The sequence below is a fragment of the Oceanobacter antarcticus genome (genome assembly GCF_044962685.1).
Taxonomy (GTDB): Bacteria; Pseudomonadota; Gammaproteobacteria; order Pseudomonadales; family Oceanobacteraceae; genus Oceanobacter; species Oceanobacter antarcticus.
This window is the reverse complement of sequence record NZ_JBBKTX010000025.1, coordinates 1-22,527: the sequence shown is the minus strand read 5'-3', so window position 1 is coordinate 22,527 and position 22,527 is coordinate 1. Positions and strand designations below refer to the sequence as shown.

General features: G+C 53.1%; 26 protein-coding genes. 11 read left to right on the top strand and 15 right to left on the bottom strand.

What is annotated here, in order from left to right:
* The first annotated feature begins 1 nt into the window (after position 1).
* The 10 genes from WG929_RS17270 to WG929_RS17225 all read left to right on the top strand — a co-directional run bounded on the left by WG929_RS17270 (position 2) and on the right by WG929_RS17225 (position 8,107).
* The gene (locus WG929_RS17270) at positions 2–595 is read left to right on the top strand and encodes a DUF4276 family protein (protein ID WP_416207092.1); all 594 of its coding nucleotides are present in this window, start codon (positions 2–4) and stop codon (positions 593–595) included.
* On the top strand, positions 592–1,005 hold the full coding sequence (gene mntA / locus WG929_RS17265) for a type VII toxin-antitoxin system MntA family adenylyltransferase antitoxin (protein WP_416207091.1): 414 nt from the start codon (positions 592–594) through the stop codon (positions 1,003–1,005). Before WG929_RS17270 ends, mntA begins: the two co-directional genes overlap by 4 nt.
* The gene (gene hepT / locus WG929_RS17260; RefSeq protein WP_416207090.1) at positions 995–1,417 is read left to right on the top strand and encodes a type VII toxin-antitoxin system HepT family RNase toxin; all 423 of its coding nucleotides are present in this window, start codon (positions 995–997) and stop codon (positions 1,415–1,417) included. Before mntA ends, hepT begins: the two co-directional genes overlap by 11 nt.
* Entirely contained in the window at positions 1,399–1,746 is a 348-nt protein-coding gene (locus tag WG929_RS17255) for a hypothetical protein (RefSeq protein WP_416207089.1), read from the top strand. The genes hepT and WG929_RS17255 overlap by 19 nt, the downstream gene beginning before the upstream one ends.
* Positions 1,743–2,960 carry a tyrosine-protein kinase family protein gene (locus WG929_RS17250; protein ID WP_416207088.1) on the top strand — a complete coding sequence of 406 codons (1,218 nt, stop codon included), beginning with the start codon at positions 1,743–1,745 and terminating at the stop codon, positions 2,958–2,960. Before WG929_RS17255 ends, WG929_RS17250 begins: the two co-directional genes overlap by 4 nt.
* A 1,145-nt stretch (positions 2,961–4,105) precedes the next feature.
* Entirely contained in the window at positions 4,106–4,369 is a 264-nt protein-coding gene (locus WG929_RS17245) for a hypothetical protein (RefSeq protein ID WP_416207087.1), read from the top strand.
* A 114-nt stretch (positions 4,370–4,483) separates the two neighbouring features.
* Positions 4,484–4,774 (top strand): nucleotidyltransferase family protein, encoded by a 291-nt coding sequence (locus WG929_RS17240; RefSeq protein ID WP_416207086.1) that lies wholly within the window; start codon positions 4,484–4,486, stop codon positions 4,772–4,774.
* A gap of 50 nt (positions 4,775–4,824) precedes the next feature.
* A complete protein-coding gene (locus WG929_RS17235; RefSeq protein ID WP_416207085.1) occupies positions 4,825–5,787 on the top strand; it encodes a DUF5655 domain-containing protein in 963 nt (320 codons plus the stop codon).
* A 197-nt stretch (positions 5,788–5,984) separates the two neighbouring features.
* On the top strand, positions 5,985–7,379 hold the full coding sequence (locus WG929_RS17230) for an AAA family ATPase (protein ID WP_416207084.1): 1,395 nt from the start codon (positions 5,985–5,987) through the stop codon (positions 7,377–7,379).
* Between the two features lie 35 nt (positions 7,380–7,414).
* A complete protein-coding gene (locus WG929_RS17225) occupies positions 7,415–8,107 on the top strand; it encodes a retron system putative HNH endonuclease (RefSeq protein ID WP_416207083.1) in 693 nt (230 codons plus the stop codon).
* A gap of 115 nt (positions 8,108–8,222) precedes the next feature.
* On the opposite strand, the gene dmpG is transcribed toward WG929_RS17225, so the two are convergent.
* From dmpG to WG929_RS17195, 6 genes are read right to left on the bottom strand one after another with little or no spacing between them, the layout of a single operon-like run.
* Positions 8,223–9,281, bottom strand: a complete 1,059-nt coding sequence (gene dmpG / locus WG929_RS17220) for a 4-hydroxy-2-oxovalerate aldolase (RefSeq protein WP_416207082.1) — start codon at positions 9,279–9,281, stop codon at positions 8,223–8,225.
* The gene (locus WG929_RS17215) at positions 9,278–10,207 is read right to left on the bottom strand and encodes an acetaldehyde dehydrogenase (acetylating) (RefSeq protein ID WP_369855724.1); all 930 of its coding nucleotides are present in this window, start codon (positions 10,205–10,207) and stop codon (positions 9,278–9,280) included. The genes dmpG and WG929_RS17215 overlap by 4 nt, the downstream gene beginning before the upstream one ends.
* The gene (locus WG929_RS17210) at positions 10,204–10,437 is read right to left on the bottom strand and encodes a tautomerase family protein (protein WP_369855725.1); all 234 of its coding nucleotides are present in this window, start codon (positions 10,435–10,437) and stop codon (positions 10,204–10,206) included. The genes WG929_RS17215 and WG929_RS17210 overlap by 4 nt, the downstream gene beginning before the upstream one ends.
* Before the next feature lie 18 nt (positions 10,438–10,455).
* On the bottom strand, positions 10,456–11,256 hold the full coding sequence (dmpH, locus tag WG929_RS17205) for a 2-oxo-3-hexenedioate decarboxylase (protein WP_416207081.1): 801 nt from the start codon (positions 11,254–11,256) through the stop codon (positions 10,456–10,458).
* Complete coding sequence (dmpE, locus tag WG929_RS17200) at positions 11,253–12,095, bottom strand: 2-oxopent-4-enoate hydratase (RefSeq protein WP_369855727.1); 843 nt, start codon at positions 12,093–12,095, stop codon at positions 11,253–11,255. The genes dmpH and dmpE overlap by 4 nt, the downstream gene beginning before the upstream one ends.
* A gap of 12 nt (positions 12,096–12,107) precedes the next feature.
* Positions 12,108–13,568 carry a 2-hydroxymuconic semialdehyde dehydrogenase gene (locus tag WG929_RS17195; RefSeq protein ID WP_416207080.1) on the bottom strand — a complete coding sequence of 487 codons (1,461 nt, stop codon included), beginning with the start codon at positions 13,566–13,568 and terminating at the stop codon, positions 12,108–12,110.
* Positions 13,569–13,938: 370 nt separating this feature from the next.
* Between WG929_RS17195 and WG929_RS17190 the strand changes: the two genes are divergently transcribed.
* Positions 13,939–14,358 (top strand): GlcG/HbpS family heme-binding protein, encoded by a 420-nt coding sequence (locus WG929_RS17190; protein ID WP_369855729.1) that lies wholly within the window; start codon positions 13,939–13,941, stop codon positions 14,356–14,358.
* A gap of 14 nt (positions 14,359–14,372) precedes the next feature.
* Here the strand turns inward: WG929_RS17190 and nikR are convergent, their stop codons facing one another.
* From nikR to WG929_RS17145, 9 genes are all read right to left on the bottom strand, one after another.
* Positions 14,373–14,819: a nickel-responsive transcriptional regulator NikR gene (nikR, locus tag WG929_RS17185; protein ID WP_416207079.1), complete on the bottom strand. Its 447-nt coding sequence runs from the start codon at positions 14,817–14,819 to the stop codon at positions 14,373–14,375.
* A gap of 60 nt (positions 14,820–14,879) precedes the next feature.
* Positions 14,880–16,250 carry a type III glutamate--ammonia ligase gene (glnT, locus tag WG929_RS17180; RefSeq protein WP_416207078.1) on the bottom strand — a complete coding sequence of 457 codons (1,371 nt, stop codon included), beginning with the start codon at positions 16,248–16,250 and terminating at the stop codon, positions 14,880–14,882.
* 132 nt (positions 16,251–16,382) lie between these two features.
* Positions 16,383–17,162 carry a creatininase family protein gene (locus tag WG929_RS17175; protein WP_369855732.1) on the bottom strand — a complete coding sequence of 260 codons (780 nt, stop codon included), beginning with the start codon at positions 17,160–17,162 and terminating at the stop codon, positions 16,383–16,385.
* A complete protein-coding gene (locus WG929_RS17170) occupies positions 17,162–18,073 on the bottom strand; it encodes an ABC transporter ATP-binding protein (RefSeq protein WP_416207077.1) in 912 nt (303 codons plus the stop codon). The genes WG929_RS17175 and WG929_RS17170 overlap by 1 nt, the downstream gene beginning before the upstream one ends.
* Before the next feature lie 69 nt (positions 18,074–18,142).
* Entirely contained in the window at positions 18,143–18,289 is a 147-nt protein-coding gene (locus WG929_RS17165; protein ID WP_416207076.1) for a hypothetical protein, read from the bottom strand.
* A 79-nt stretch (positions 18,290–18,368) separates the two neighbouring features.
* Positions 18,369–19,319, bottom strand: a complete 951-nt coding sequence (locus WG929_RS17160; RefSeq protein WP_416207075.1) for an ABC transporter permease — start codon at positions 19,317–19,319, stop codon at positions 18,369–18,371.
* 120 nt (positions 19,320–19,439) lie between these two features.
* The gene (locus tag WG929_RS17155; RefSeq protein ID WP_416207074.1) at positions 19,440–20,411 is read right to left on the bottom strand and encodes an ABC transporter substrate-binding protein; all 972 of its coding nucleotides are present in this window, start codon (positions 20,409–20,411) and stop codon (positions 19,440–19,442) included.
* A gap of 454 nt (positions 20,412–20,865) precedes the next feature.
* Positions 20,866–21,057 (bottom strand): 2-hydroxymuconate tautomerase, encoded by a 192-nt coding sequence (gene thmT / locus WG929_RS17150; RefSeq protein ID WP_416207073.1) that lies wholly within the window; start codon positions 21,055–21,057, stop codon positions 20,866–20,868.
* Positions 21,058–21,176: 119 nt separating this feature from the next.
* Complete coding sequence (locus WG929_RS17145; RefSeq protein ID WP_435873325.1) at positions 21,177–22,103, bottom strand: catechol 2,3-dioxygenase; 927 nt, start codon at positions 22,101–22,103, stop codon at positions 21,177–21,179.
* Positions 22,104–22,527: the final 424 nt, after the last annotated feature.

The window sequence follows — 22,527 nt, the reverse complement described above, 5'->3', positions numbered from 1 at the left end:
TATGACCATGCTGGCGTTTCTGCTGGAAGAGCCTTCGGCCAAAAAAGTACTTGATGAAATACTGCCCAGGCTCCTTCCCACAGAGGTGACTTTTATCTGTACACCTCATGAAGGGAAGACCGATCTGGAGCGATCCATTCCCAATAAACTACGAGGCTGGAACGTCCCGAATAGCTGGTTCATTGTCGTAAGAGACAAGGATCAAGGGGACTGCATTGCGCTCAAACAACAACTGAAACAACTCTGCACCGACAATGGACGACCTGAAACCCTGGTACGTATCGTGGTTCACGAACTGGAAAGCTGGTTTCTGGGAGACCTTGCAGCAGTCGCCCATGCTTTTAACCAACCGACACTGGCCAAAAAACAAAACAGCAAGAAGTTTCGCAACCCGGATGCTCTTGCAAACGCCCAGCAAGAACTGAAAAAGCTGATCAAGAGTTACCAGAAAAACTCTGGAGCTCGGGCCATCGCTCCCCATTTATCCCTGATCGATAACCAGTCCGAAAGCTATCGGCAATTTCTGAGTGGTGTCACTCGTTTTCTGAATGAATGCCGCGCAGCAGACCACCAAGCGGACAGGAAGAAACCATGAGCTTTCCTGAACAAAAGATCATTGCTCTGGCGCAACAGCACCCCGAAGTACAGGTTGTGTGGCTCTACGGATCACACGCCAAAGGCAATGCAGGCGCATACTCGGACATTGATCTGGCAGTCGCATTCAACCCTGTGCACTTGGCCAACAAGCTGGAAACCCGTTTGCGACCGGAGCTGTTAGCGGACAACTGGCGGCAGCAATTGGGGTTGTCAGACAACGGACTGTCGATATTGGACATTAATCAATCGCCCATTCCGCTTGCCTATTCGGTGATATCTGCGAATCGGGTACTCTGGAGCGCCGATAAAGGGCGGCGATTACAAGAAGAAGCCCGGATCATGTCGATGATGGAGCTGGACTACCAAAGTTTCTCCACGACCCACAACGGAGGCATCCATGACAGATAGCGCTTACCTGTATGCCATGAAACACTCTCTGGCCCGATGCCGGGCTGAACTGGACGAGCTATCCGGTCTGCTGGCCCAGCGTTCACTCTCAAACCTTGAATACCGTGCTGCCGAGCGCATCTTACAAGTCACCATCGAAAGCTGCACTGGCATCGCCAAACACTGGGCCAAAGCCTTGTCTGGCAGCAGTCCTGAAAATGCCGGTATGGCCTTCGAAATACTGGCACAACACCAGCAACTGGAAACCCAGTCACTGGTCGGATGGCGCAAGGTCATTGGTTTGCGCAATGTCCTGGTTCACGATTATCTGAACGTTGACCCGGACATTGTCCGCAGCGTAATTCAGGGTGGCTACACCCGGCAGCTATTTGAGTTTGCCGAACAGGGACGAGAGTGGCTGGCGAAGCATTAACCAGCACTCGATACACTCATAAGAGCTGCACTCTGAAAACCGGTATTAAATGGAACGCTGGCTCTGATCAGCCAGAGAATAAGAATGAAAAACATAGATTTTTCAAGCACATCAACGGACTATGGGCCGAATACAATTCATTTATAGATGGCAAACTGGCAACTCAGTATGTCATTCCGAGCGAGAATCCCTTCTCAAATTGGGATGCCTCGGATCGTTATGCTAACGAAAATGAATTCACTCAGGAACGCGTGCAACAACACAAGAAAGCTGCAAAATCCATCCAAAAACTGGTTAAAGACTACCAACTGAGCCAAGAAAAACCATGATCAACTTTGACCAGATCACCTCGACCCTTCAGGCAATATTTGCCCAACACTTACCGTTACTGACGGAGCTTGGCACCGTGCTGATTAACCGCGACCTGAACAGTCGTGTGCGCCTGATTCTGTCGGAAGCCGTTGAAAATGATGCAGAACTGACTTCGCGACTGCAGCCATTGCTTGAAGCCATAAGTGAACAACTGGCTCCACATGCATGGCCTGCATCACGACTGGTGCTGTTCGAAGATGACCTGGAAGCCATCAAACAGGGTGCTCCGAGTTTCGCGCTTGACGGGTTCGATGACGTATTCGTTGTTGACCGCCTGGCGACGGAAACCGACTGGCAAACCATAACCCAAGCATCTGAATCTGGCCCGGCCCGTGTGGTGTTCTTCTCCATCAAAGGTGGCGTTGGCCGTTCTTCGGCTCTGGCTGCTACGGCTTGGTCTCTGGCGCAGGCTGGTAAAAAGGTTCTGGTGCTCGACCTTGATCTGGAATCCCCCGGTCTCTCGACTGCGATTCTGCCTCTCGAAAAGCAGCCCGCTTACGGTATTACGGATTGGCTGGTCGAGGATCTGGTCGATAACGGCGATAACGTCATGCAACACATGGTCGCCAGCAGTGATTTATCCCATGATGGTGAAATTCTGGTCATACCTGCCCATGGCGCACATCCCGGCGAATATATTTCCAAGCTGGGCCGGGTCTGGATGCCCAAACTGCAGGCCAACGGCAGCCGCGAAAGCTGGTCGCAACGTCTGCAGCGGCTAATCCTACAACTCGAAAACAAGTATCAGCCCGATATTGTGTTGATCGACTCCCGCGCCGGTATCGACGAAGTCGCTTCCAGCTGTATTACCGATCTGGGCGCCAGATTGATCTTGTTGTTTGCGATTGACGGCAGTCAGACCTGGAGCGGTTATAAAATTCTGTTCGAACACTGGCAGCGCTGGAAACCAGTAATCATGGTGAAAAACCGAGCATTGGCACACTGTATATTCCATTGTCTCATCAGAAGGCCTTACGACTGGATACCAGCGTCGTGGTCGGTGGTCGTGGTGTTGGCAAATCCTTCTGGACAGCCGCGCTGCGAGATCCGGAATTACGCGCCACCATTGGGGCTGTATTACCAGAGCTGGATATTGATCTGTTTATTGGTCACTCCGAAAAGCAGGATGACTCCTCCTACCCGACTGAAGATGAATTTGCCCAGCTTCTGAATCTTGGCTATCCGACGCTGGATATCTGGAAAGCGGTTATCTACCGCTGGGTTGCAAGTCAAAACCAGACCCCAATTCCAGATCAAACCTGGCCCGATACGTTGGAATGGCAAAAAAACAGCCCGCACGAATCGGCGGCTTTGATGCGTCAACCACGAGCATGGAAAGGCCTGATTCTGTTTGATGCGCTGGATCGCATCAGCCGCGACTGGCAACAAATGGACGATATAGTCCGCGGGCTGCTGCAAGCCATTCTTTGGCTGAAGTCCTTTAATGGGCTCTATGGCAAGGCCTTTCTGCGCGAAGATCAGGCCGAACGTAACGTATTCGACTTCCCGGATGCATCCAAACTCAAGGCTTCCCGAGCAGATCTGAACTGGGCACGCCATGATGTGCACGGGTTATTATGGCAACGCCTGATTAATGCTCCCAGGGAACATGGCCAGCTATTACGTGAGCAGTTGCCATCATCGCTGTATTCGCAACATAACGGCCTCTATCTGCTAAACGACGGGATGAAACGCGAATCCGAGCAACAGCGTGAGGCTTTTATAAAATTGGCAGGCCCATGGATGGGTAAGGATAAACGGAGGGGCGTGCCTTACACCTGGTCTGTTAGCCATTTGGCGGACGGTCGTGGCCAAGCTTCACCGAGATCATTTTTGGCTGCAATAAAGGAAGCAACAGAGGGAACTCAAGAACGCTATCCTGACCACGAAAATGCGCTGCATTACGAAAGCATCAAGCGGGGTATCCAAAAAGCCTCTGGCATCCGGGTATCCGAACTGGAAGAAGACTACCCATGGATATCCACCGTTATGGCGCCCCTACGAGGCCTTACCCTACCTGGTGAATTCAGCGTTTTTGAACCACGCTGGCAAGACCATTTTCCACAAGGGCCATCGTCAATCCCTTCAGAACGTCTACCTGCGCAACACTCCGAAAAAGGCTGGCAAGGTATCGTCGAAGACCTCAAAAGGCTGGGCGTTATGGAAACCAAAAAAGACGGCCGTATTGATATGCCCGACCTTTACCGGGTTGGTTTTGGCCTTGGGCGTCGTGGCGGGGTCAAACCACAGAATAAATAGTGCTGATCTGCACCTGGAATCACAGCGCCAGGCCCATCGCCAGATCAAGGACCGCTTATGACCAACGAACGTATTGTCCGCTCGCGCAAACCGCGTAAATGCCCGGCCTGTGGCTTTGCGCCGGTTGGCAGCATTCTGTATGGATTCCCGCTCTACAGCGAACAATTACAGGAGGAAATGGATTCCGGCAAAACAATCATCGGCGGCTGCGAAATGCCGGTTATCAACGAAGCCGGTGAATGGGACAGCCCACACTGGCAATGCAGCCGCTGTGGTTGTGAGATCTACAAAAGCCCCCCAGAGAAGATACATGGACAATAATCAATACTCGCACAACGGGCTCACAGCTCAAACACCGGGGTCAACAAAACCCACCTTCCCATAACTCCGGTAAGGCGCTACGCTCAGCCAAAGCCTATTCATTGAAGAATCGCCATGACCCGGGAACAAACACTCAGCGCGTTACGTAACTGCAAGGCTGAACTGCAGTCTCGCTTTGGCATTCAGGAACTGTCTTTGTTTGGCTCAACCGCCCGTGCGACCAATACCAATAGCAGCGATGTCGACATACTCGTCAGCTTTGAAGGCCCTGCTACTTCAAAACGCTACTTCGGTGTGCAGTTCTATCTTGAAGACCTGCTCGGCTGCCCCGTTGATCTGGTCACCGACAAGGCTCTGAGGCCAGAGCTGAAACCCTATGTTGAGAGGGACAGCATTCGTGTCTGATCATAGGGATCGCCGTCAAAAATGACGTTATAGCAACAACAAGGTATCCCATGAGCGACATCAAGCTGTTCACACTCGATCAGGGCAAGGCCACAGAGCTATCAGGCCAGAGCGCCCGCCTCGAAAAACACCTGCAACAGGACGTTGAGCGCAATATGTCAGCTCTGCTCGGGGTGAGCTGTCTGGCCAGTGAATACAGCACCGGCAAAACTCATCGCGGCCGCATCGACTCCCTCGGCATTGATGAAAACAACTGCCCCGTCATCATCGAATACAAACGCCACAGCAATGAAAACGTGATCAACCAGGGGCTGTTTTACCTCGACTGGTTGCTCGACCATCAGGCCGAATTCCGCTGGTTGGTGATGGAAACACTCGACAAAAAGATTGCCGAAGCCATTGAATGGAACGGCACCCGGCTGATTTGCATCGCTGCCGACTTCAACCGCTACGACGAACACGCAGTGCAACAGATCAACCGCAATATCGAGCTGATGCGCTACCGCTACTTCGGCGATAACCTGCTGTTGCTGGAACTGGTTAATGCCCAGACGGCGCAGATCAATCAGGATGCACAGACAAGTAAAACTGATTCCACAGCCAGCCAAATTGACACACCAATAACGGAAAACAAAATCACAACACGAGGTGACAAAAGCCAGCAAGAACGGCTCGCAGAAGCCCCGCCCGAGTTGCTTGAGCTCTACAACAACCTGTGCGACTACATCGAATCCCTCGGCGACGAAGTCCAACGTAAAGAACTGAAACTCTACACCGCCTTCAAACGCATTCGTAACTTTGCCTCCGTGCTGGTACTCAGCGGACGAGACCCGCGTTTACAGCTGTACTTGAAACTGCCCGGTGAAATGGCCGAAGAGAAAGACGACAAATGGATGAGGAATATGAGCAATACCGGCCATTGGGGCACCGGCGATCTGGAAGTCAATGTACGGACGCCGGAAGAACTCGAAGAAGCAAAGCAACTGGTCGCCAAGGCATATGGGGAGAGTTGATTCCCTCCCGTGCCTGCTGACGCAAGTGATCTGCAGTGCCCCGAATGTGACGATATTTTGAGCCTTTTAACCTCGTGATCCGGCTATTCGGCCGGTATGATTAACAACAATCCAGGTTAAATCGGAATAATCTCTTCTGGTTTGACGACACAGCACCCGGCTGGTTGGCCAATAGCCGTTACTGCAGACACAACCCGATGAAACTGAACCGACTGACGCTGAAAAATTTCCGCTGCTTTGAAGAGCTGGAAATCGACTTCCACGACCAGCTGACCGTACTGATTGCCCCCAATGGGGCGGGTAAAACTACGGTATTGGATGCCGCCAGAATTGCATTATCGTCGTTTATCAAAGGTATTGACGTCAGCTCGGCACGTCCACATGTACTGGCCAGCATTACGCCAGATGACGTACGTCTGCAAAAAATGCCATCGGGCAGTATGGAACCTCAAAAGCCGTCCAGAATCACGGCGGATGGTATTTTTTGCACTCATGAGCCGGATATTATTACCTGGTATGCAGAACGAAGATCGGTCGAACCAAAAACTCGTATGTTTCGCGATGATATCTACGACAGCATCACCTCTGTAGCGACAGAGCTGCAGAAGAAAGCCCAGGATGAGCAGACCAGTGACAGCACGGAACTGCCACTGATTCTGTATCAAGGCACCGGACGATTGTGGTACCAAGGGCGCTTTACTGCCACAATCGACGACAAAAAGCTTGAACAACAAATGTATTCCCGCATCTGGGGCTATGAAAACTGTTTAACCGCGACGTCAGGCTACAAACAGTTTGAAGACTGGTACGGCTGGTTATTCAAAAGTTATCGAGAGCTGCAAATCGCCAACCTGGAAAGCCCGAATAACCATAACGGACGTGACCTCGACGTATTCAGGCAATCCGTTGAATCCGTTCAGCAGGCGGTCAACGAGGTAACGGAAGCTGTCACCGGCTGGAAAAATCTGCAATACCGGCAATCCCAGGGCCAAAAGCTGGTAATGGAACACGACAAGCTGGGCTTTATGCCTCTGGATATGCTCAGTGATGGCCTGCGTAATATCGTTATTCTGGTAGCCGATATCGCATTCCGTTGTGTTCGCCTGAATCCGTATCTGGGTAAACATGCAGCCCTCGAAACTACCGGAGTGGTACTGATCGACGAAGTCGATATGTTCCTGCACCCGGAATGGCAGCAACAGGTAATGGGTTCGTTACAACGAGCATTTCCAAAGCTGCAATTCATTGTAACCACCCATAGCCCGCAGGTGCTGACCACTGTACTGCGGGAATCCATTCGCAAGATTGTGATCGCCGACAACGGGCAAGCACGTGCTGAGATGCCCCTGATGAATTCCTACGGCATGGAAAGCCAGAATGCACTGCAAGGTATTATGGAGGTTGACCCTCAACCGCCAGTCGCTGAAAAAGCAGATCTTGATGAACTCACGACCCTGATTGAAAGTGGCCAATACCAGAGACCGAAAGCACAGCAGTTAATGGAAAAACTGATGGCACAACTGGGTCATCAGCATCCACAGATCCTGAGGCTGCAACGGTCGATTCGCCGAATGGAGGCTCTTAAGCGGTGAAGTACATTGCCAAAAGGAAGAGGCATCTCGATTGCTTGTACGACGAGAAGATTAAACCACCAATAGACGCTGAAAGTGCGAGAAATAGATGGCAGCGTTTCAGTAGAAATAATAACTACAATTTATTGGTGGATACTCTACATGAAGAGCAGTACAGATTATGTGCATACACCGAACTACGTTTGGAAGAGCTTGGATTTGGCTTTCATGTCGAACACGTCAAACCCAAGAGCAAATATCCTTTGCAGACATTCGATTACCGCAATTTGGTACTATCCGCGCTGAGCTCAACGGATTTGGAGAATTTAAAAATCCAATATAATTCTGAGCCAATAAGTAGCTTTGGAGGCCACTCCAAACGTAGCCATTTTAATAAGAAACAATTTCTCTCTCCGTTACTAGCAAGAACCAAGCATAACTACTTTCTGTATTTGAACAACGGTAAAATAGTACCAAATCCAATAAAATCACGCCGGTACCAGAAGAAGGCAAAATACACGATTGATTTGCTAAACCTTAACCACTCAATATTGGTCACACGGCGCAAGGAATGGATAGAGGAGTTGGATCAATTAATCGATCAGCACCTTGATGATGATAGGTGCTTGACGTGTCTTGCCGGGATCGATCTCGAACCGACCGATGGCAAGCTCAGCAATTTCTTTACTGCCACCTGCCAACGTTTTGGCCCTGCAATCAGTAATCCGATTACCCGTCGTTATTACTGATCACATTCATTGCTCGTTCCCAGCATTCCTTCATGGGAACGTGATACCTGCCAAAACCAAGGCATACCACGCCGGAGCGTGGGAGCCTGTTGTTCAAAATCACCACCGAGCTGAATTACAGCGCTTCTAACGTTTTCTCTGCCAGCAATCCACGTTCTTTTGCCATGGTCATGGCGGTGTCGATGATCATGTCTTCCTGACCACCAATCATCTTCTTGCGGCCCAGTTCCACCAGCACGTCGCGGGCCGGTACGCCGAAGCGTTCAGCGGCGCGTTTGGCGTGTAACAGGAAGGTGGAGTAGACACCGGCGTAGCCGAGGGTGAGGGAGTCGCGGTCAACACGCACTGGCTGGTCCATCAGCGGCACGATAACGTCTTCGGCCAAGTCCATCAGTTGGAACAGGTCGGTGCCGGTTTTGGCACCCATGCGTTCAACCACGGCGACGAACACTTCCAGCGGGGTGTTGCCTGCGCCTGCGCCCATACCGGCAACGGAGGCGTCAATGCGGGTTGCTCCGGCTTCGACCGCAGCGATGGAGTTGGCAATGCCCATGCCCATGTTGTGGTGGCCATGGAAACCGATTTCGGTACCTGGCTCCAGCGCGTCACGCAGGGCTTCGATTCGTTCGGTCACGTCTTCCGGCAGCATAAAACCGGCGGAGTCGGTGATGTAAACGGTTTGGGCTCCGTAGGATTCCATCAGTTTGGCTTGTTTGACCAGGCCTTTGGCGTTGTTGAGGTGCGCCATCATCAGGAATCCGGTGGTGTCCATGCCCAGTTCACGAGCACAGGCAATGTGCTGTGGTGAGGTGTCGGCTTCAGTGCAGTGGGTGGCCACGTGAACCGAGCGGGCACCTTCTTTGTAGGCACTTTTGAGTTCTTTCATAGTGCCCAGACCAGGCAACAAGAGGACGGAGACTTTGGCGTTGGTCACGGCGTTGGCAACGGCGTTAATGTATTCCTCGTTGGAGGCCATGGCAAAACCGTGCTGCAACGAGTTACCGCCAAGGCCAGCACCGTGGGTACATTGCAGGTACGGAATACCGGCGGCATCGAGGCCTTTGGCGACCTTGACCATTTCGGCCACAGAAATCTGTTCACGTTTGGCGTGCATACCGTCACGCAAACACATGTCGTGCAGGATGATGTTACGACCCTTTAAACGCTTGCTCATTGAGTGGCCTCCATTTCGGACAGGTTGTATTCGCCCGCCAGCATTTTTTCGGCGAACATTTCCGCAGTTCGGGTACCGGCAGCGGTCATGATGTCGAGGTTTCCGGCGTAGGTTGGCAGGTAGTCGCCCAGGCCAGCGACTTCCATAAACACGGCAACACGATGGCCTTGTGGCACTTCGTCGAAGACCGGGCCGTTCACCAGGCGGTAACCCGGCACGTACTTCTGCACTTCTTTGATCATGTTCAGCACCGATTCGGTAATCGCGGCTTCGTTTGGTTTGTCTTCTGTCAGGCAGTAAATGGTGTTGCGCATGATCATCGGCGGCTCAGCCGGGTTGATGATGCACAGCGCCTTGCCTTTTTTGGCACCGCCCACTTTTTCGATGGCGTTGGAGGTGGTGTAGGTAAACTCGTCCAGGTTGGCGCGGGTGCCCGGGCCAACCGATTTGGACGACAGCGAGGCAATGATCTCGGCGTATTCCACATCCTGAATCTGCGACACGGCGTTCACAATCGGAATCGTGGCCTGACCGGCACAGGAGATCATGTTGACGTTCTTTTCGGCGCGCTCGGCGTGTTCTTTCAGGTTCACTGGCGGAACGCACAATGGGCCTATCGCCGCGGGCGTCAGGTCAATCATCAGTACACCCAGCTCGTTCAGCTTGCGCGAGTTTTCTGCATGCACGTAGGCAGAGGTGGCGTCGAAGGCGATCTGGATGTCATCGTCCAGTACGTGGGGCAGCAGGCCGTCAACACCCAGGTGGGTGGTTTTCAGGCCCATGGCGGCGGCACGTTTGAGGCCTTCGGATTCCGGGTCGATGCCCACCATCCAGACCGGTTCCAGTACTTCACTGCGCTGGATTTTATAGATCAGGTCAGTGCCGATGTTGCCCGAGCCGATCAGGGCACATTTGATTTTTTTCATAGTGGTTGCGCTCCTTCTCCGCTGCTCTGTGCCGCAGCCGCCTGATCGGATGCCCGACCGGCTTTACCGGCGACAAAAAATTCACCGTTTTTGTGTTCAGTAATCAGGATGCGTACGGTGCTGGCGTTACAATCCAGCGCCTCACAACAGGCGGAGGTGACCTTTTCAGCCAGGCGGGCCTTGTCTTCGAGAGAGCGGCCTTCCAGCATGTGCATTTCGATAATGGGCATTTGTGTAGTCTCTTGTTGTTATGCAGTGAAGGACACCGATACGGAGCCAAGTTCCTGGAAGCGCGCCGAGATGTAGTCCCCCGGTGCCACCGCGATAGCGGCAGTGATGCCGCCACTCATCACGAAGCTGCCTTTCGGCAGGGTTTCGCCCAGCTGATGGAGGATGTTCACCAGCATGGCGACGGCTTCTGCCGGGTTGTTCATAACGGCTGCACCGGCACCCATTTCGACGATTTCACCGTTTTTTTCCATCACCACACCGAGGGTGCGCAAATCCAAATCAGCCGCATAACGGGGGCGGCCACCACCGACAAAGCGCGCCGAGGAACCGTTGTCGGCAATCACGCTTTGTAGATCGAAGCTGAATTTCTGAAACCGGGAGTCGATGATTTCAATTGCCGGCAGTACGTAGTCGGTGGCGGCTAACACCTGTTCGGCAGTGCAGTTCGGGCCTTCGAGATCCTGCGATGTAACGAAGGCGATTTCACATTCCACCCGAGGGTGAACCAGCTCGGATACCGAGATTGTACTGTTTTCCGGCACCGCCATTTTATCGGTCAGGAAGCCGATGGACGGCACTTCCACACCCATTTGCTTCATCTTGGCCTTGGAGGTCAGACCCGCTTTCCAGCCCACCAGTTTATGGCCCTGGGCGATAAAACGCTGACGCAAGGCGGTTTGCACGGCATAGCCATCGTCCATGGTCATGGCCGGATATTCGTCGGTCAGTTTCGGAATGGCGTAAGCACGGGTTTGAGCACCTTCAATACGCTCGCACAGGCGTACGATGTCTTCACGAGTCAGGGTAATGTCTTTCATGCCTGGTTCTCCTGTGAAGTAGTCTGGGCTTTTCTTTGTACTGCCGTGTGGCCTTGGAACGACACACTGCAGGAACCTAGCCCGCCAACCGTACAGGTCAGCGTGTCGCCATTTTCAATCGGTACCAATTGCGATTGGGAGCCGGACAGAATTACTTCACCGGCCTTGAACGGGATACCCAAGGTGCCCAGAGTATTCGCCAGCCAGGCCACCGCATTCACGGGAGAACCCTGTACCGCAGCACCGGTTGAGGTGGAGAGTAATTCACCGTTTTTTTCCAGCACCATGCCCGCCAGCGTCAGGTCGAGTTTTTTCGGATCACCTCGGGTTTCACCCAGTACGTACACGCCACAAGAGGCGTTGTCGGCGACGGTGTCCTGAATCTTGATTTTCCAGTTGTCGATACGGGAATCGACAATCTCGAAACATGGCACCACATAATCGGTAGCACGGATGACGTCCATAGCGGTGATACCGGGGCCTTGCAGATCTTCTTTCAGGATAAACGCCAGTTCCGCTTCGGCCTTCGGCTGGATCAGTTCATCCAGATTCATGGTGTCGCCTTCGGCGTAAATCATGTTCGAGGTCAGCTGGCCAAAGTCCGGTTGAAACACGCCGAGAAAATCTTGTACTGGCTTGCTGGTGACGCCGATTTTTTTACCGACAACGCTTTCACCCGCATCCAGTCGACACTGAATAAAACGCTGCTGGATGCGATAGGCGTCTTCCAGACTGATGTCTGGAAACTGTTCGGTAAAGGGTACCAGCGTGGTCTGGCTGACGAACGCGTTGTACAGTTCGTCGCCCAGCTGGTTGATCAATTCATTATTCATAGCCATGATCAGCACCCCTTACAGCTTGATGCAGACGTTGCGCAGTTCGGTGTAGAACTCCAGCGAGTGCACCCCACCTTCGCGGCCAATACCGGATTGTTTCGAGCCACCGAAGGCAGTACGCAGGTCACGCAGGAACCAGGAGTTGATCCAGGTGATACCGACATCGATACGACCGGCCATGCGGTGAGCACGGGTCAGGTTGGTGGTCCAGAGGGTGGTAGAGAGGCCGTATTCGTTATCGTTAGCCTTGGCCACTACCTCGTCTTCGCTGTCGAACGGGCTGATATGGCAGCAAGGGCCAAAGATTTCTTCACGTACCACCGAGGCCGTTTCTGGCAGGCCAGTCCAGATGGTCGGCTGCACCCAGTTACCTTCAGCCAGATCGGCTGGCATCTCTGGCACGCCTCCGCCAGTCACCACGGTGGCACCTTCAGCAACGGCTTTTTGGTAATACGACAGCACCTTGTGCTGGTGCTCGCGACTGATCAGCGGGCCGTAGTTATTGCCGTTGATTTCCGGGCGACCAAACTGCACGGCTTCGGCTTTTTCTTTTAATGCAGCGACAAATTGGTCGAAAACAGGACGTTCAACGTACACCCGCTCAGTCCCCAGACACACCTGACCGGTATTCAGGAAAGCTGACCGGAAAATGCCGTTGACGGCGTCGTCAAAATCGGCATCGGCAAACACGATACCGGCGTTTTTGCCGCCCATCTCGAACGACACATCGCGGGTGCCTTCGGCAGCGGCTTTCATAATAGCGGTGCCGGTGCTGGTTTCACCGGTAAAGGTAATGGCGTCAACGCCCTGGTGTTGGGTCACGAATTCACCGGCAGAGGCCGGGCCAAATCCGTTGACGACGTTGTACACGCCTTTGGGGATGCCGACCTTGTTCATCACTTCGCCCAGTAACGCGGCGGTGAACGGGGTTTCTTCCGACGGTTTTAATACCACGGTATTGCCACACGCCAGTGCCGGGCCGACTTTCCAGGTCATCAGCAAGAAGGGCGCATTCCAGGGGGAAATCACACCAATCACGCCTTTAGGCACTCGCAGGGCGTAGTTCAGCGCGCCGCGACCATCCGGGGTATCGAGCATGAAGGATTCGGTCGGCACGTTTTTGATAACGTCGGCAAACACCTTGAAGTTGGCGGCACCACGGGGAATAAATACGTGTTTCATGACGTGTTCGGGCTGGCCGGTGTCTTCCATCTCGGCCGCCACAAAGTCGTCGAAACGGCGAGTTATTTCATCCGCAACACCATACAGCAGCTCAACACGCTGATCCTGGCTCAGCGAACCCCACTCGCCATGCAGCGCAGCACGGGCGGCCTTAACCGCAGCATCCACGTCTGCCCGGGTGGCTTCGGCAATGCTGGCAATGACGCTGTTGTCTACCGGGGAACGCTTGTCGAAGCGGACGCCGGAACTGGCTGGCAGGAAAGACCCGTTAATAAAGTTTTCAATCTGGTGCATAAACCAAACCCTCGATCTTTTTTAATTAGATTTATCCAGCGGAGCACTGGTCGACCGTGAAAGTTGAAGGTTAGTAAATACATTACATACCATCTAATACTATTTTTTAGCCATCCTGATACCTTAGTGGTATCAGAAAACCCAATACCAGCCTGTTAACTGATGATTTATGCTGGCGGTATAAAACGCACAAGCCCCACTTCATCGGGTAACAGAGCAGATAGCAGAGGGACGGCTGTGCGGTGTAACGGTATATCAATATCCCGAATCTGGCCCCAAGGCGGCCTCTGGCCAGTGGTAGCATCATCAGGTCACATTTATAACTGCGCTCGAAATGACAGCGCTCAAATACACAACCAAAGGTCATGTTATGAATCCGATCAACTGCAAACAGGCCCGCGAGATTCTGGATCGCGCGGTCGAAAAAGCCGAAAGTATGGATCTGCGTATCTGTGTCGCTGTTGCCGACAGTGGTGCCAATATCGTTGGTTTCTTGCGTATGGACAGAGCCTTTCTTGGCTCAGCGGATGTCAGTCAGCGTAAAGCCAAAACCGCTGTTTTGTTTCAATGCCCGACCGATGTCTTTGGCACGGTGATCGAGCAGGAAAAGCTGATTGGTATGGATCAGGTCGGCGGCGGTTTGATGGCGTTTGGCGGTGGTCTGCCAATGATGATCAACGGCGAATTGATCGGTGCCGTGGGGGTATCCGGTGCCACGGCCGCACAAGACAAGGAAGTTGCGGCTTACGCCATGGCGGCCGTAATGGAGCTGGCGGACTCGGCCCGATAACATCGTCGGGGCCTTCAGCCTTTTGGCGGCAGAGGATGTATCGGCGGGATAATGTAGGAATTCAACAGTAGCTTGCCGTAGACCACGCCTCTCAAGGTGATCATCTGGTCGGCGATCTGGTTGAGTTTGTCGGCCCGGCCTTGTACCAGAATAATAGACAGGGTGTTGGTGTGGGTCAGGTTGACGTTCAGGTTGCTGATCACTTCGTCAATGTATTGAAACTGCAAGTCGTGCAAACGCTTTTGCAGCCCCGGTATCGCGTGGTTGTAAACCAGATTGACAGTGCCGGTCATGACATCACTACCCTGCTGGGCGCGATGGTCGTTGATTTGATGATTGATCATGTCGCAGATGGCTTGTGAACGGCTTTCAAAGCCCCGTTCGCTCACCATCTGATCCAGGCCGTCGAGCAGGCTCTCGGGCATGGAAATGCTGATTCGGCTGATTTTCTCTTTGCTCATGGTTTGTCCTTGCAAGCAGTATCCGTGATATTGGGGTGGCGTTTGCCACCCCTTTCAGACTCAGAACAAGTGGCTGTAACGTTCGATTTCCCAAGTGCTCACGGCGGTATGGTACTCGTTCCACTCGGCGCGCTTGTAACGAATAAATTCGTTTTTCAAGGCCTTGCCTAACACCTGCTCAACAAACGGGTCGTCTTCAAACGCCTGGATTGCCTCATCCAGGGTACGTGGCAAAAAGCCGATACCCAGTTCTTCACGCTCGGTCTCGGTCAGCTCGTAGAGATTACGTTCTTGTGGCTTGCCGGGATCCAGTGCTTCGCGAATACCTTCCAGCCCGGCTGCCAGCGCCAGTGCCGCCGCCAGGTACGGGTTCACCGCGCCGTCGGCATTGCGGGATTCACAGCGGCCCCCTCCCATTGGCACCCGTACTGAATTGGTGCGGTTGTTGGAACCAAAGGAATTAAATACCGGTGCCCAGGTGAAGTACGGCATATCACCCTGGCGCACCAGGCGCTTGTAGGAATTAACCGTCGGTGCAAAAGCCGCACAGAGCGCCGGGCCGTGTTTGAGAATACCGGCAATAAAGTGGTAACCCAATTGGGTCAGGCCCAGGCCATGGGGGTCTTCTTCCGGGGTGCACTGGAACAGGTTTTCCCCCGTCTCCAGATCGTACAGCGACATATTGAAGTGAGCGCCGGTACCGGTTTTGTTGGAAAACGGCTTGGGCATAAACGTCGCCAGCAGATCTTCCTGTTTGGCGTACTCTTTCGCCATCATTTTGAGGAAGGTAAAGCGGTCGCAACTGGTGACGGCATCGGCATAGTTAAAGTCGAATTCGAACTGGCCGTTGGCGTCTTCATGGTCGAAGGAGTAAAGGCCCCAGCCCAGATCATCAATACTGGTGGCCATTTTATCGAGCCACTTGAAGTTACTGAGAAAAGCACGGGTGTCGTAGCAAGGCTTTTTCAGCTTGTCATCCGGATCCGGGATGACCAGAGTGCCATCGGCATTTTTCTTGAGCAGATACACTTCAGCTTCGATGCCAAGGTTCATGCCGTAACCGAGTTTTTTGGCGTCTTCCAGTACCGACTTCAGCAGCACCCGGGTACTGAGCAGGTAGGGTTCGCCATATAGGGTATTATCGGCAGGCATCCAGGCAATTTCCGGCTGCCAGGGCATCTGGATAATATGATCAAGATCCGGTACCGAGGCGATCTCGTCGTCATTCGGTGCCTGACCCAGTCCATCCAGGGCATAGCCGGTGTAAAGCTCCGAACCATGCGCCATATGCGCCAGATGAGACAGCGGTACCACCTTGCCCTTGGGGATGCCGTGAATATCGACATAGGTACCCATGCAGTACTTCACGCCCTTGCTTTTCAGCTCAGCCTGAATGGTTTTTATCTGCTCATCGGATTTGTATTCAATCATGTTACTAGCCTTCTTAACGGATGATATTAGCCCGGCGGAGCCGTTAGGGCGGCTAGCCTGAATTATCTACCGGGCGTTGGTAACACCGGAGCAAGGTGACGGACGGAACCGTTGCCTGCTTTCCGGTTTTCTTCAGCCAGGGTTACTGGCGAGGATGCTGGTGTGGTAGCTGTAGGCTAGCGGCGCTTGTTCCTGCACCGCGTGCAACAGCAAATCGGTGAGGTCATCACACATCCACTGATACAGTTCTTGGCCCATCTCGACGGTAGCCGCCGACGGTTTGCCGGTGACGCCATTGAGACTGGTGTGGTTAACCGGATGGCTGAAAATACAGCCGTCAGTACGATCCGGGTCATCGGCCTCGGCGAGTTTGTCGGTACGCACGATGTGCGGGTGAATGGCCATCATCAGGGCGGTTTCTGCCGCATTGGCATGCCAGTCTTCGGCATCGTCGAAGTGCGCTTTTTTCACCCGTTCGGACAGCCGGGCTGTATGTATCAGCGCCACCATCAGATCGTCGTAACGGGCACGCAGCATCTCCAGGGCACAACGCAGCGGGGCTTCGTTGGTCACATGGCCGTTCACCAGCAGCAAGCGTTTGATACCAGACGAATACACCCAGTCACCAAGGTCACAGATCACATCAATCAGGGTTTTCGGATTCAGCGCCATGGTGCCGGGCCAGCGCCGCGAATGCCCGATCGAACAACCGTAAGGGAGCGTTGGCAGCAAAATAACCGGTGTATTGGCGGCAACGTCCTTGCACAACGTATGGGCGATGGCGCTGTCCATACCACAGCCCATATGGGGGCCATGCTGTTCGGTTGCACCAATCGGTAGAACGGCGGTTTGTACTCCGTCGCGGACGGCCTGGGCCACTTCTTCCCAGGTCATATTATTAAGTTCGTACATCAGAACACGCTCCCTACGTCGTCACTGACCGGCACCATGCGCACCAGGTTCATATGATCCACATCGTCTTCGTCGTCGGTCGGCGGATGAATCAGGCTTTCGATATGTTGTTTGACGGCGAGAAATTCCGGCGACAAAAACTGCTCCGGGCTGCGTGGCTGTGGCACGGGTACTTCAATCAGCTCCTGCACTTCGCCGGGGTTGGCTTTCAGCACCAGAATCCGGTCCGCCAGATACACTGCCTCGTCGAGATCGTGGGTAATAAAAAACACGGTGATATCAATGTTCTTCCAGATCTCCATCAGGTAGGCCTGCATCTTCGATCGGGTCTGGGCGTCGAGGGCTCCAAAGGGTTCGTCCATCAACAGAATTTTCGGCTGGTTAGCCAACGCACGGGCGATGGCGACGCGCTGCTTCATGCCGCCCGACAACTGGTTGGGGTAACTGTTTTCAAACCGGGCCAGGCCAATCAATTCAATCCACTGACGCGCTTCTGCTTCTGCTGTGCCTTTTTCGTAGCCGGACTCCAGCAAGCCAAACATGATGTTCTGCTTCACCGTCAGCCAGGGAAACAAGGTATAGCCCTGAAACACCATGCCGCGTTCCGGGCCGGGTTTGTCGACCACCTTGCCATCCAGCAGCACCTGCCCAGAGCTGGCCTGTTCCAGACCGGCGAGGATCCGAATCAGCGTCGATTTACCGCAGCCTGAAGGGCCGATCACACAAACAAACTCACGCTTGTGGATGGTCAGGTGAATGTCTTTCAGCGCTGTTACTGTGCCGTTACGAGTTTTGAATTCCTTGGTCAGGCCCTTCACTTCCATCGTCACCGGGCGTTGTTTCAGCCGCTCAAAACGGTCACGTACGGCAGCCGACTGCTGCTGGTAATCCGGTAAATTCAGTTCATTCATATCAACCTCTCCTATAAGGGGACATCTGTTTAATCCGGTGCTCACTCTGGGCTACCGGAGGGTGTCGAATCACGAAGCCGACTTGCAGGCCTGACGGGTCACGTCAAACGTCGGCGACACAGAGTCGAGATCATCCGGCAGCCCCCGCAGGGCACTGGTTGTCGCCGTCCAGTGCGGTATTGACGAATGTGAAAAGGACGCGTCATTTCGCTGCATTCGCCGCCTTGCCCTGAACAACGGCAACACTCGCGCAGAGCCGGGCAGGATTAAATAGATGTTCCCTATAGGGTGCCCGCTACTGATTATGCTTCTGCCACGGGAACAGGCGGCGGCCGATCCAGGCCAGTATCAAGTCGATGGCGAGACCCATGATGCCAATCATCATGATGGCGGCGAAGACGTTGTCGAAATTCTTGTAGCGCGCCTGCTGGGTAATAAACCAGGTAATCCCCGAGCTGGTGCCAATCAGTTCCGCCACGATCAGATACGTCCAGGCCCAACCCAGTAAAATGCGGGTATCGCGGTAGAGATCCGGGAGAATGCCGGGCACCACAATACGAAACAGCAACGAGCGATTACCGGCACCCAGCGTTTGCCCGGCTTCCAGCAAGGCCGGATCGAGTTTGCGGGTGGTATTGGCAACCACCAGTACCTGTTGGAAAAACGTACCGATCACGATAATGGCAATTTTGGGCGCCTGATAAATGCCCAGAATCGCCACCGCCAAAGCACCAAACGCGGGCGCGGGCAAGTAGCGAAAAAACTCGATAAAAGGTTCAAACAGGCGCGAGAAAAAATCGTAAGTACCCGCCAAAATCCCCAACGGAATCCCTACGATCGACGACAGCACAAAACCCCAGAAAATTACTTGCAGACTGCTCCACAGGCTTTCGTGTAACCAGGCCTCACTGCGACGCTGTGGCTCAGTAACAAACGCGGTGTAAAATGCCGCCACCACTTCATGAGGCGCAGGCAGATACACCGGGTTGGCCGGATCACCAACGGGCAAGGCCGTATTCGCCTGTTCGGCTTTTTTGTACTCTTTATCAAACACCTCTCGATCGACCAGCATGTCGTCGCGGAAGTAACTGACCGACCCCGGCTCGGTAATACTGACCTGCGGATGCCAGATGAACGGCACATAACTGACCAGACACCACAGCAGCAATGGCAAGGCGAAACTGCACACGGCGACCAGCGAGCGGCTACGTGATTCGAGCGGTTTATTGACGGACAATAGTGGCATGGTCAGTGTCCCGGCGACTGGTTAACAAATTTCAGCATGCAGTTTCCCCTGCCTTCATATCAGGCACGTTGGTGATTCAGGGGAAGACAGGCCCGAACGTTATCCGGGCCAGTGTGATCGTTACAGCGACTTCATCAGCGAGGTATCGATATAGCTGCCGACCGGCTGCTTCTCGGGATACACATCGTTGGCAACGTTGAAGTCATCGGCAATTTCGGTAGAGCCATACAGCGACTTGAAGCCGTCAGCTGGTTCGAGGAAAGGCAGGGTTTCTTTCAACGTCAGGATTTTAGTACCTTTGATAAAGCCCTTGTACTCATCCGCTTTCAAGCCCACACGAGCGGCCATAATCGCAATGGCATCTTCTTGAGTCGCCGGATCATTCAGGTAATCCACCGCCATATACCAGGCTTTGAGTACCTTGGTCCATTCCGCCTTGTGCGCAGACAAGCTGGAAGGTGATACCGCCAGGACGTCGTAAATCAGGCCCGGTTCATTGGCACTGGAATAGATACGGCTGGAGCCAGGTACCAGGCTCAGTGCCTGACCGGAGTTTGGCTGCCAGGCAACAATGGCATCGACCTGACCCGAGGCCAGCACCTGCGGAGTTTCGTTGGTCGGTACGTTCACCAACTCAACATCCGACTCGTTCATGCCGTTCTTTTCCAGCGCGTTCAGCAGCAACAAATGACCAACAAAACCGATTTCCACGCCAACTTTCTTGCCTTTCAGATCCTTGATCGAGCGGATGCCGGGCGCACCAACGATCATGTCGTTACCATTGGAATAATCATTCACCAGAATCATCACGTTGCTGGCGCCGGTTGAACCTGTCACCAGGGCATCGCCATTAGTCATGGCCACGGCATCCAGCTGACCCGCAGCAAAGGCATCCATACTGGCGACGTAATCGAACCACTCAAACTGGACATCCACGCCCACCTTGTCGAACATTTTCTTTTCAACAGCAATTTCCCAGGCCACCCAGCCAGGCCAGTCGCTGTAACCGATTTTTAACGGTTCGGCGATGGCGCTGCCAGCCATCAGCAGTCCAGCGAACAGGGATCCCAGCATGCGTTTCTTAATCGTCATTTGGCGTCTCCGGTATTACGTTTTTTGAATTTGGTAATACCGAATAAAGCATCAAGCGTGCCACTAAAGGCTAATCAGAGCTGTGTCAGTGAACACTCCGTCTGGCGAAGCGCCTGTCCAGCAAAGAATCACACCTGACCTTTTAATGCCGCATTAAAATCGACTACACGCCTTAGCGCGAACAGGGTGCCAATCAGTAAAAACGCACAAGAACAGTGCCAGATATATTATTCGACGCAATACAGGGCAAAAAAAGGACAATTGACATCGGAATGAAACAATCAGAAAAATCACAATTTGTGCAGAAAAACCGCTAATAGCCGACAGGAGCAGAATCTGTACCCCTGAAAAACAGGGGCATCAAACGGGGTGAGGAGTATGGGCAACAAGCAACAATCGGCGATACATCCAAAGACAATCAATGAGCCAGTGAGCCGTTGTTTGGCAGCCGACCCTAACGACCCTCATCCTTGGCCATCACACCCGCCTTGCCCCAGTTGGTACTGGGCACCTCCTGAATAATAATACGGATCGCTTCCACTGGAGAGTTCGAGGCTTCTGCGAGCGCCTGAGTCACTTTTTCGATAATTTCCCGTTTGACCTCTTCCGAGCGTCCTTCAATCATCTGAATAGTTGCAATTGGCATAATGGTTCCAAACCTGACGATTATTAAAATGTAACAACCTGAAAAAAGCCGCCTCTGATTCAGAGGCGGCAACCCAACACAAGGGCACTCAATAAATCACTCAACCCCGTCAACGACCATCAAGTAACGACCGTTAGAAAACGTTCATTCAACTCACGGGTGTGATAGAAAATAGCGGCACCGATTTCCTCGTGAGTCCAGGTGTAAGGCTTCATGTCCGGGTAGAACGCGTAGCCTCCGCTAAAGGTTTCAAAACGATTGCCCGATGGATCAAAGGCATAAATAGTACAGCCGCGAGTGATGCCGTGACGCAATGGGCCGATATCCAAAGATACGCCCTTGGCCGACATTACATCCGCCGCATGCAGTACCTTCTCCCAGCTTTCCAGCAAGTAGGAAGCATGATGCAAGGTGTTGTCGCGTTCATCCCGGACAAAGGCAATGTCGTGTGCCTTGGTTGAACAGGTCAGCCAGACAGCCATGTCGGTTGCGCCGTCTTCACCGGTAATACGCTCAACCAGATGGAATCCCAGCACATTGATGAACAGATCACGACTGCCATCCAGATCGGCACCATGAATCTGCCAATGATCGAGACGAATAGGACAAATACCCCCAGGGCCGTCAACACGCACCCCCGGATTGATATAACCCTGGCCATCGCCCACTTCGGTCATTTCCCAGTAAAGTTCAAACACATGCTTGGTTGGCGCAACAAAACGGACGCGTTCACCGGTTTCCAGCAAGCCGTCGGCTGGCATACGTTCGGTTGCCACACCGTACTCATTCAAATCCACTTCCAGCTTATCCAGGGTTCGCTTGTCCAATACCTTGAACGCATAAAAATCCATACCGGCCTGATCTGCTTCACGAATAATCACACTGTGATGATCACGCTCGTCAGCCGTTTTAAAATAGACACGACCGCTTGCATCACGCCCGGTTTCAATCAACCCCATGACATCGGTATAAAACCGGATGGATTCATTCAGATCTAACACCCGCAATTGACAATACCCGGGCCGCAGCACGCCTGTCATAGCCATGATTGGTTCCTCTTATTTTTTTACTTGAATGACTACGGATGATAATCCGGTGAATCCCCGGCTCTGTCTAATATGGTTTTTGTTTGAATAAATACCGACAGGGTATAGGGGACATATATAGACGCTTCCCCAATATCAAGGATGACTTGGCCCTGACACCTGCCATATGCCCTTCTTTTTTCCTGTTGACCCTTCGTCGTTCGTTGCGATGACAGTGGCAGTTCTGACATATATCCGGCTTCTGATCGGGATCAGCTCCCGCAGCCCTGATGAAATCCGAACCCTGGCACCTTTAACATCTATTCACTACTGTCCGGTTAACCAAATCCCAGACCCAGCTGCCCTGTATCATCCGGCAAATCCGGTGGTTTTCTGAACACCTCCAGCAGCGGCATTCGCTGCATAAGTACCGATCCCAGTCGGA

Coding starts and splice junctions, on each gene's coding strand:
- WG929_RS17270 (WP_416207092.1), top strand. CDS start 2: ATGACCATGCTGGCGTTTCTGCTGGAAGAGCCTTCGGCCAAAAAAGTA.
- mntA (WP_416207091.1), top strand. CDS start 592: ATGAGCTTTCCTGAACAAAAGATCATTGCTCTGGCGCAACAGCACCCC.
- hepT (WP_416207090.1), top strand. CDS start 995: ATGACAGATAGCGCTTACCTGTATGCCATGAAACACTCTCTGGCCCGA.
- WG929_RS17250 (WP_416207088.1), top strand. CDS start 1,743: ATGATCAACTTTGACCAGATCACCTCGACCCTTCAGGCAATATTTGCC.
- WG929_RS17245 (WP_416207087.1), top strand. CDS start 4,106: ATGACCAACGAACGTATTGTCCGCTCGCGCAAACCGCGTAAATGCCCG.
- WG929_RS17240 (WP_416207086.1), top strand. CDS start 4,484: ATGACCCGGGAACAAACACTCAGCGCGTTACGTAACTGCAAGGCTGAA.
- WG929_RS17235 (WP_416207085.1), top strand. CDS start 4,825: ATGAGCGACATCAAGCTGTTCACACTCGATCAGGGCAAGGCCACAGAG.
- WG929_RS17230 (WP_416207084.1), top strand. CDS start 5,985: ATGAAACTGAACCGACTGACGCTGAAAAATTTCCGCTGCTTTGAAGAG.
- dmpG (WP_416207082.1), bottom strand. CDS start 9,281: ATGAGCAAGCGTTTAAAGGGTCGTAACATCATCCTGCACGACATGTGT.
- WG929_RS17215 (WP_369855724.1), bottom strand. CDS start 10,207: ATGAAAAAAATCAAATGTGCCCTGATCGGCTCGGGCAACATCGGCACT.
- WG929_RS17210 (WP_369855725.1), bottom strand. CDS start 10,437: ATGCCCATTATCGAAATGCACATGCTGGAAGGCCGCTCTCTCGAAGAC.
- dmpH (WP_416207081.1), bottom strand. CDS start 11,256: ATGAAAGACATTACCCTGACTCGTGAAGACATCGTACGCCTGTGCGAG.
- dmpE (WP_369855727.1), bottom strand. CDS start 12,095: ATGGCTATGAATAATGAATTGATCAACCAGCTGGGCGACGAACTGTAC.
- WG929_RS17195 (WP_416207080.1), bottom strand. CDS start 13,568: ATGCACCAGATTGAAAACTTTATTAACGGGTCTTTCCTGCCAGCCAGT.
- WG929_RS17190 (WP_369855729.1), top strand. CDS start 13,939: ATGAATCCGATCAACTGCAAACAGGCCCGCGAGATTCTGGATCGCGCG.
- nikR (WP_416207079.1), bottom strand. CDS start 14,819: ATGAGCAAAGAGAAAATCAGCCGAATCAGCATTTCCATGCCCGAGAGC.
- glnT (WP_416207078.1), bottom strand. CDS start 16,250: ATGATTGAATACAAATCCGATGAGCAGATAAAAACCATTCAGGCTGAG.
- WG929_RS17175 (WP_369855732.1), bottom strand. CDS start 17,162: ATGTACGAACTTAATAATATGACCTGGGAAGAAGTGGCCCAGGCCGTC.
- WG929_RS17170 (WP_416207077.1), bottom strand. CDS start 18,073: ATGAATGAACTGAATTTACCGGATTACCAGCAGCAGTCGGCTGCCGTA.
- WG929_RS17165 (WP_416207076.1), bottom strand. CDS start 18,289: ATGCAGCGAAATGACGCGTCCTTTTCACATTCGTCAATACCGCACTGG.
- WG929_RS17160 (WP_416207075.1), bottom strand. CDS start 19,319: ATGCCACTATTGTCCGTCAATAAACCGCTCGAATCACGTAGCCGCTCG.
- WG929_RS17155 (WP_416207074.1), bottom strand. CDS start 20,411: ATGACGATTAAGAAACGCATGCTGGGATCCCTGTTCGCTGGACTGCTG.
- thmT (WP_416207073.1), bottom strand. CDS start 21,057: ATGCCAATTGCAACTATTCAGATGATTGAAGGACGCTCGGAAGAGGTC.
- WG929_RS17145 (WP_435873325.1), bottom strand. CDS start 22,103: ATGGCTATGACAGGCGTGCTGCGGCCCGGGTATTGTCAATTGCGGGTG.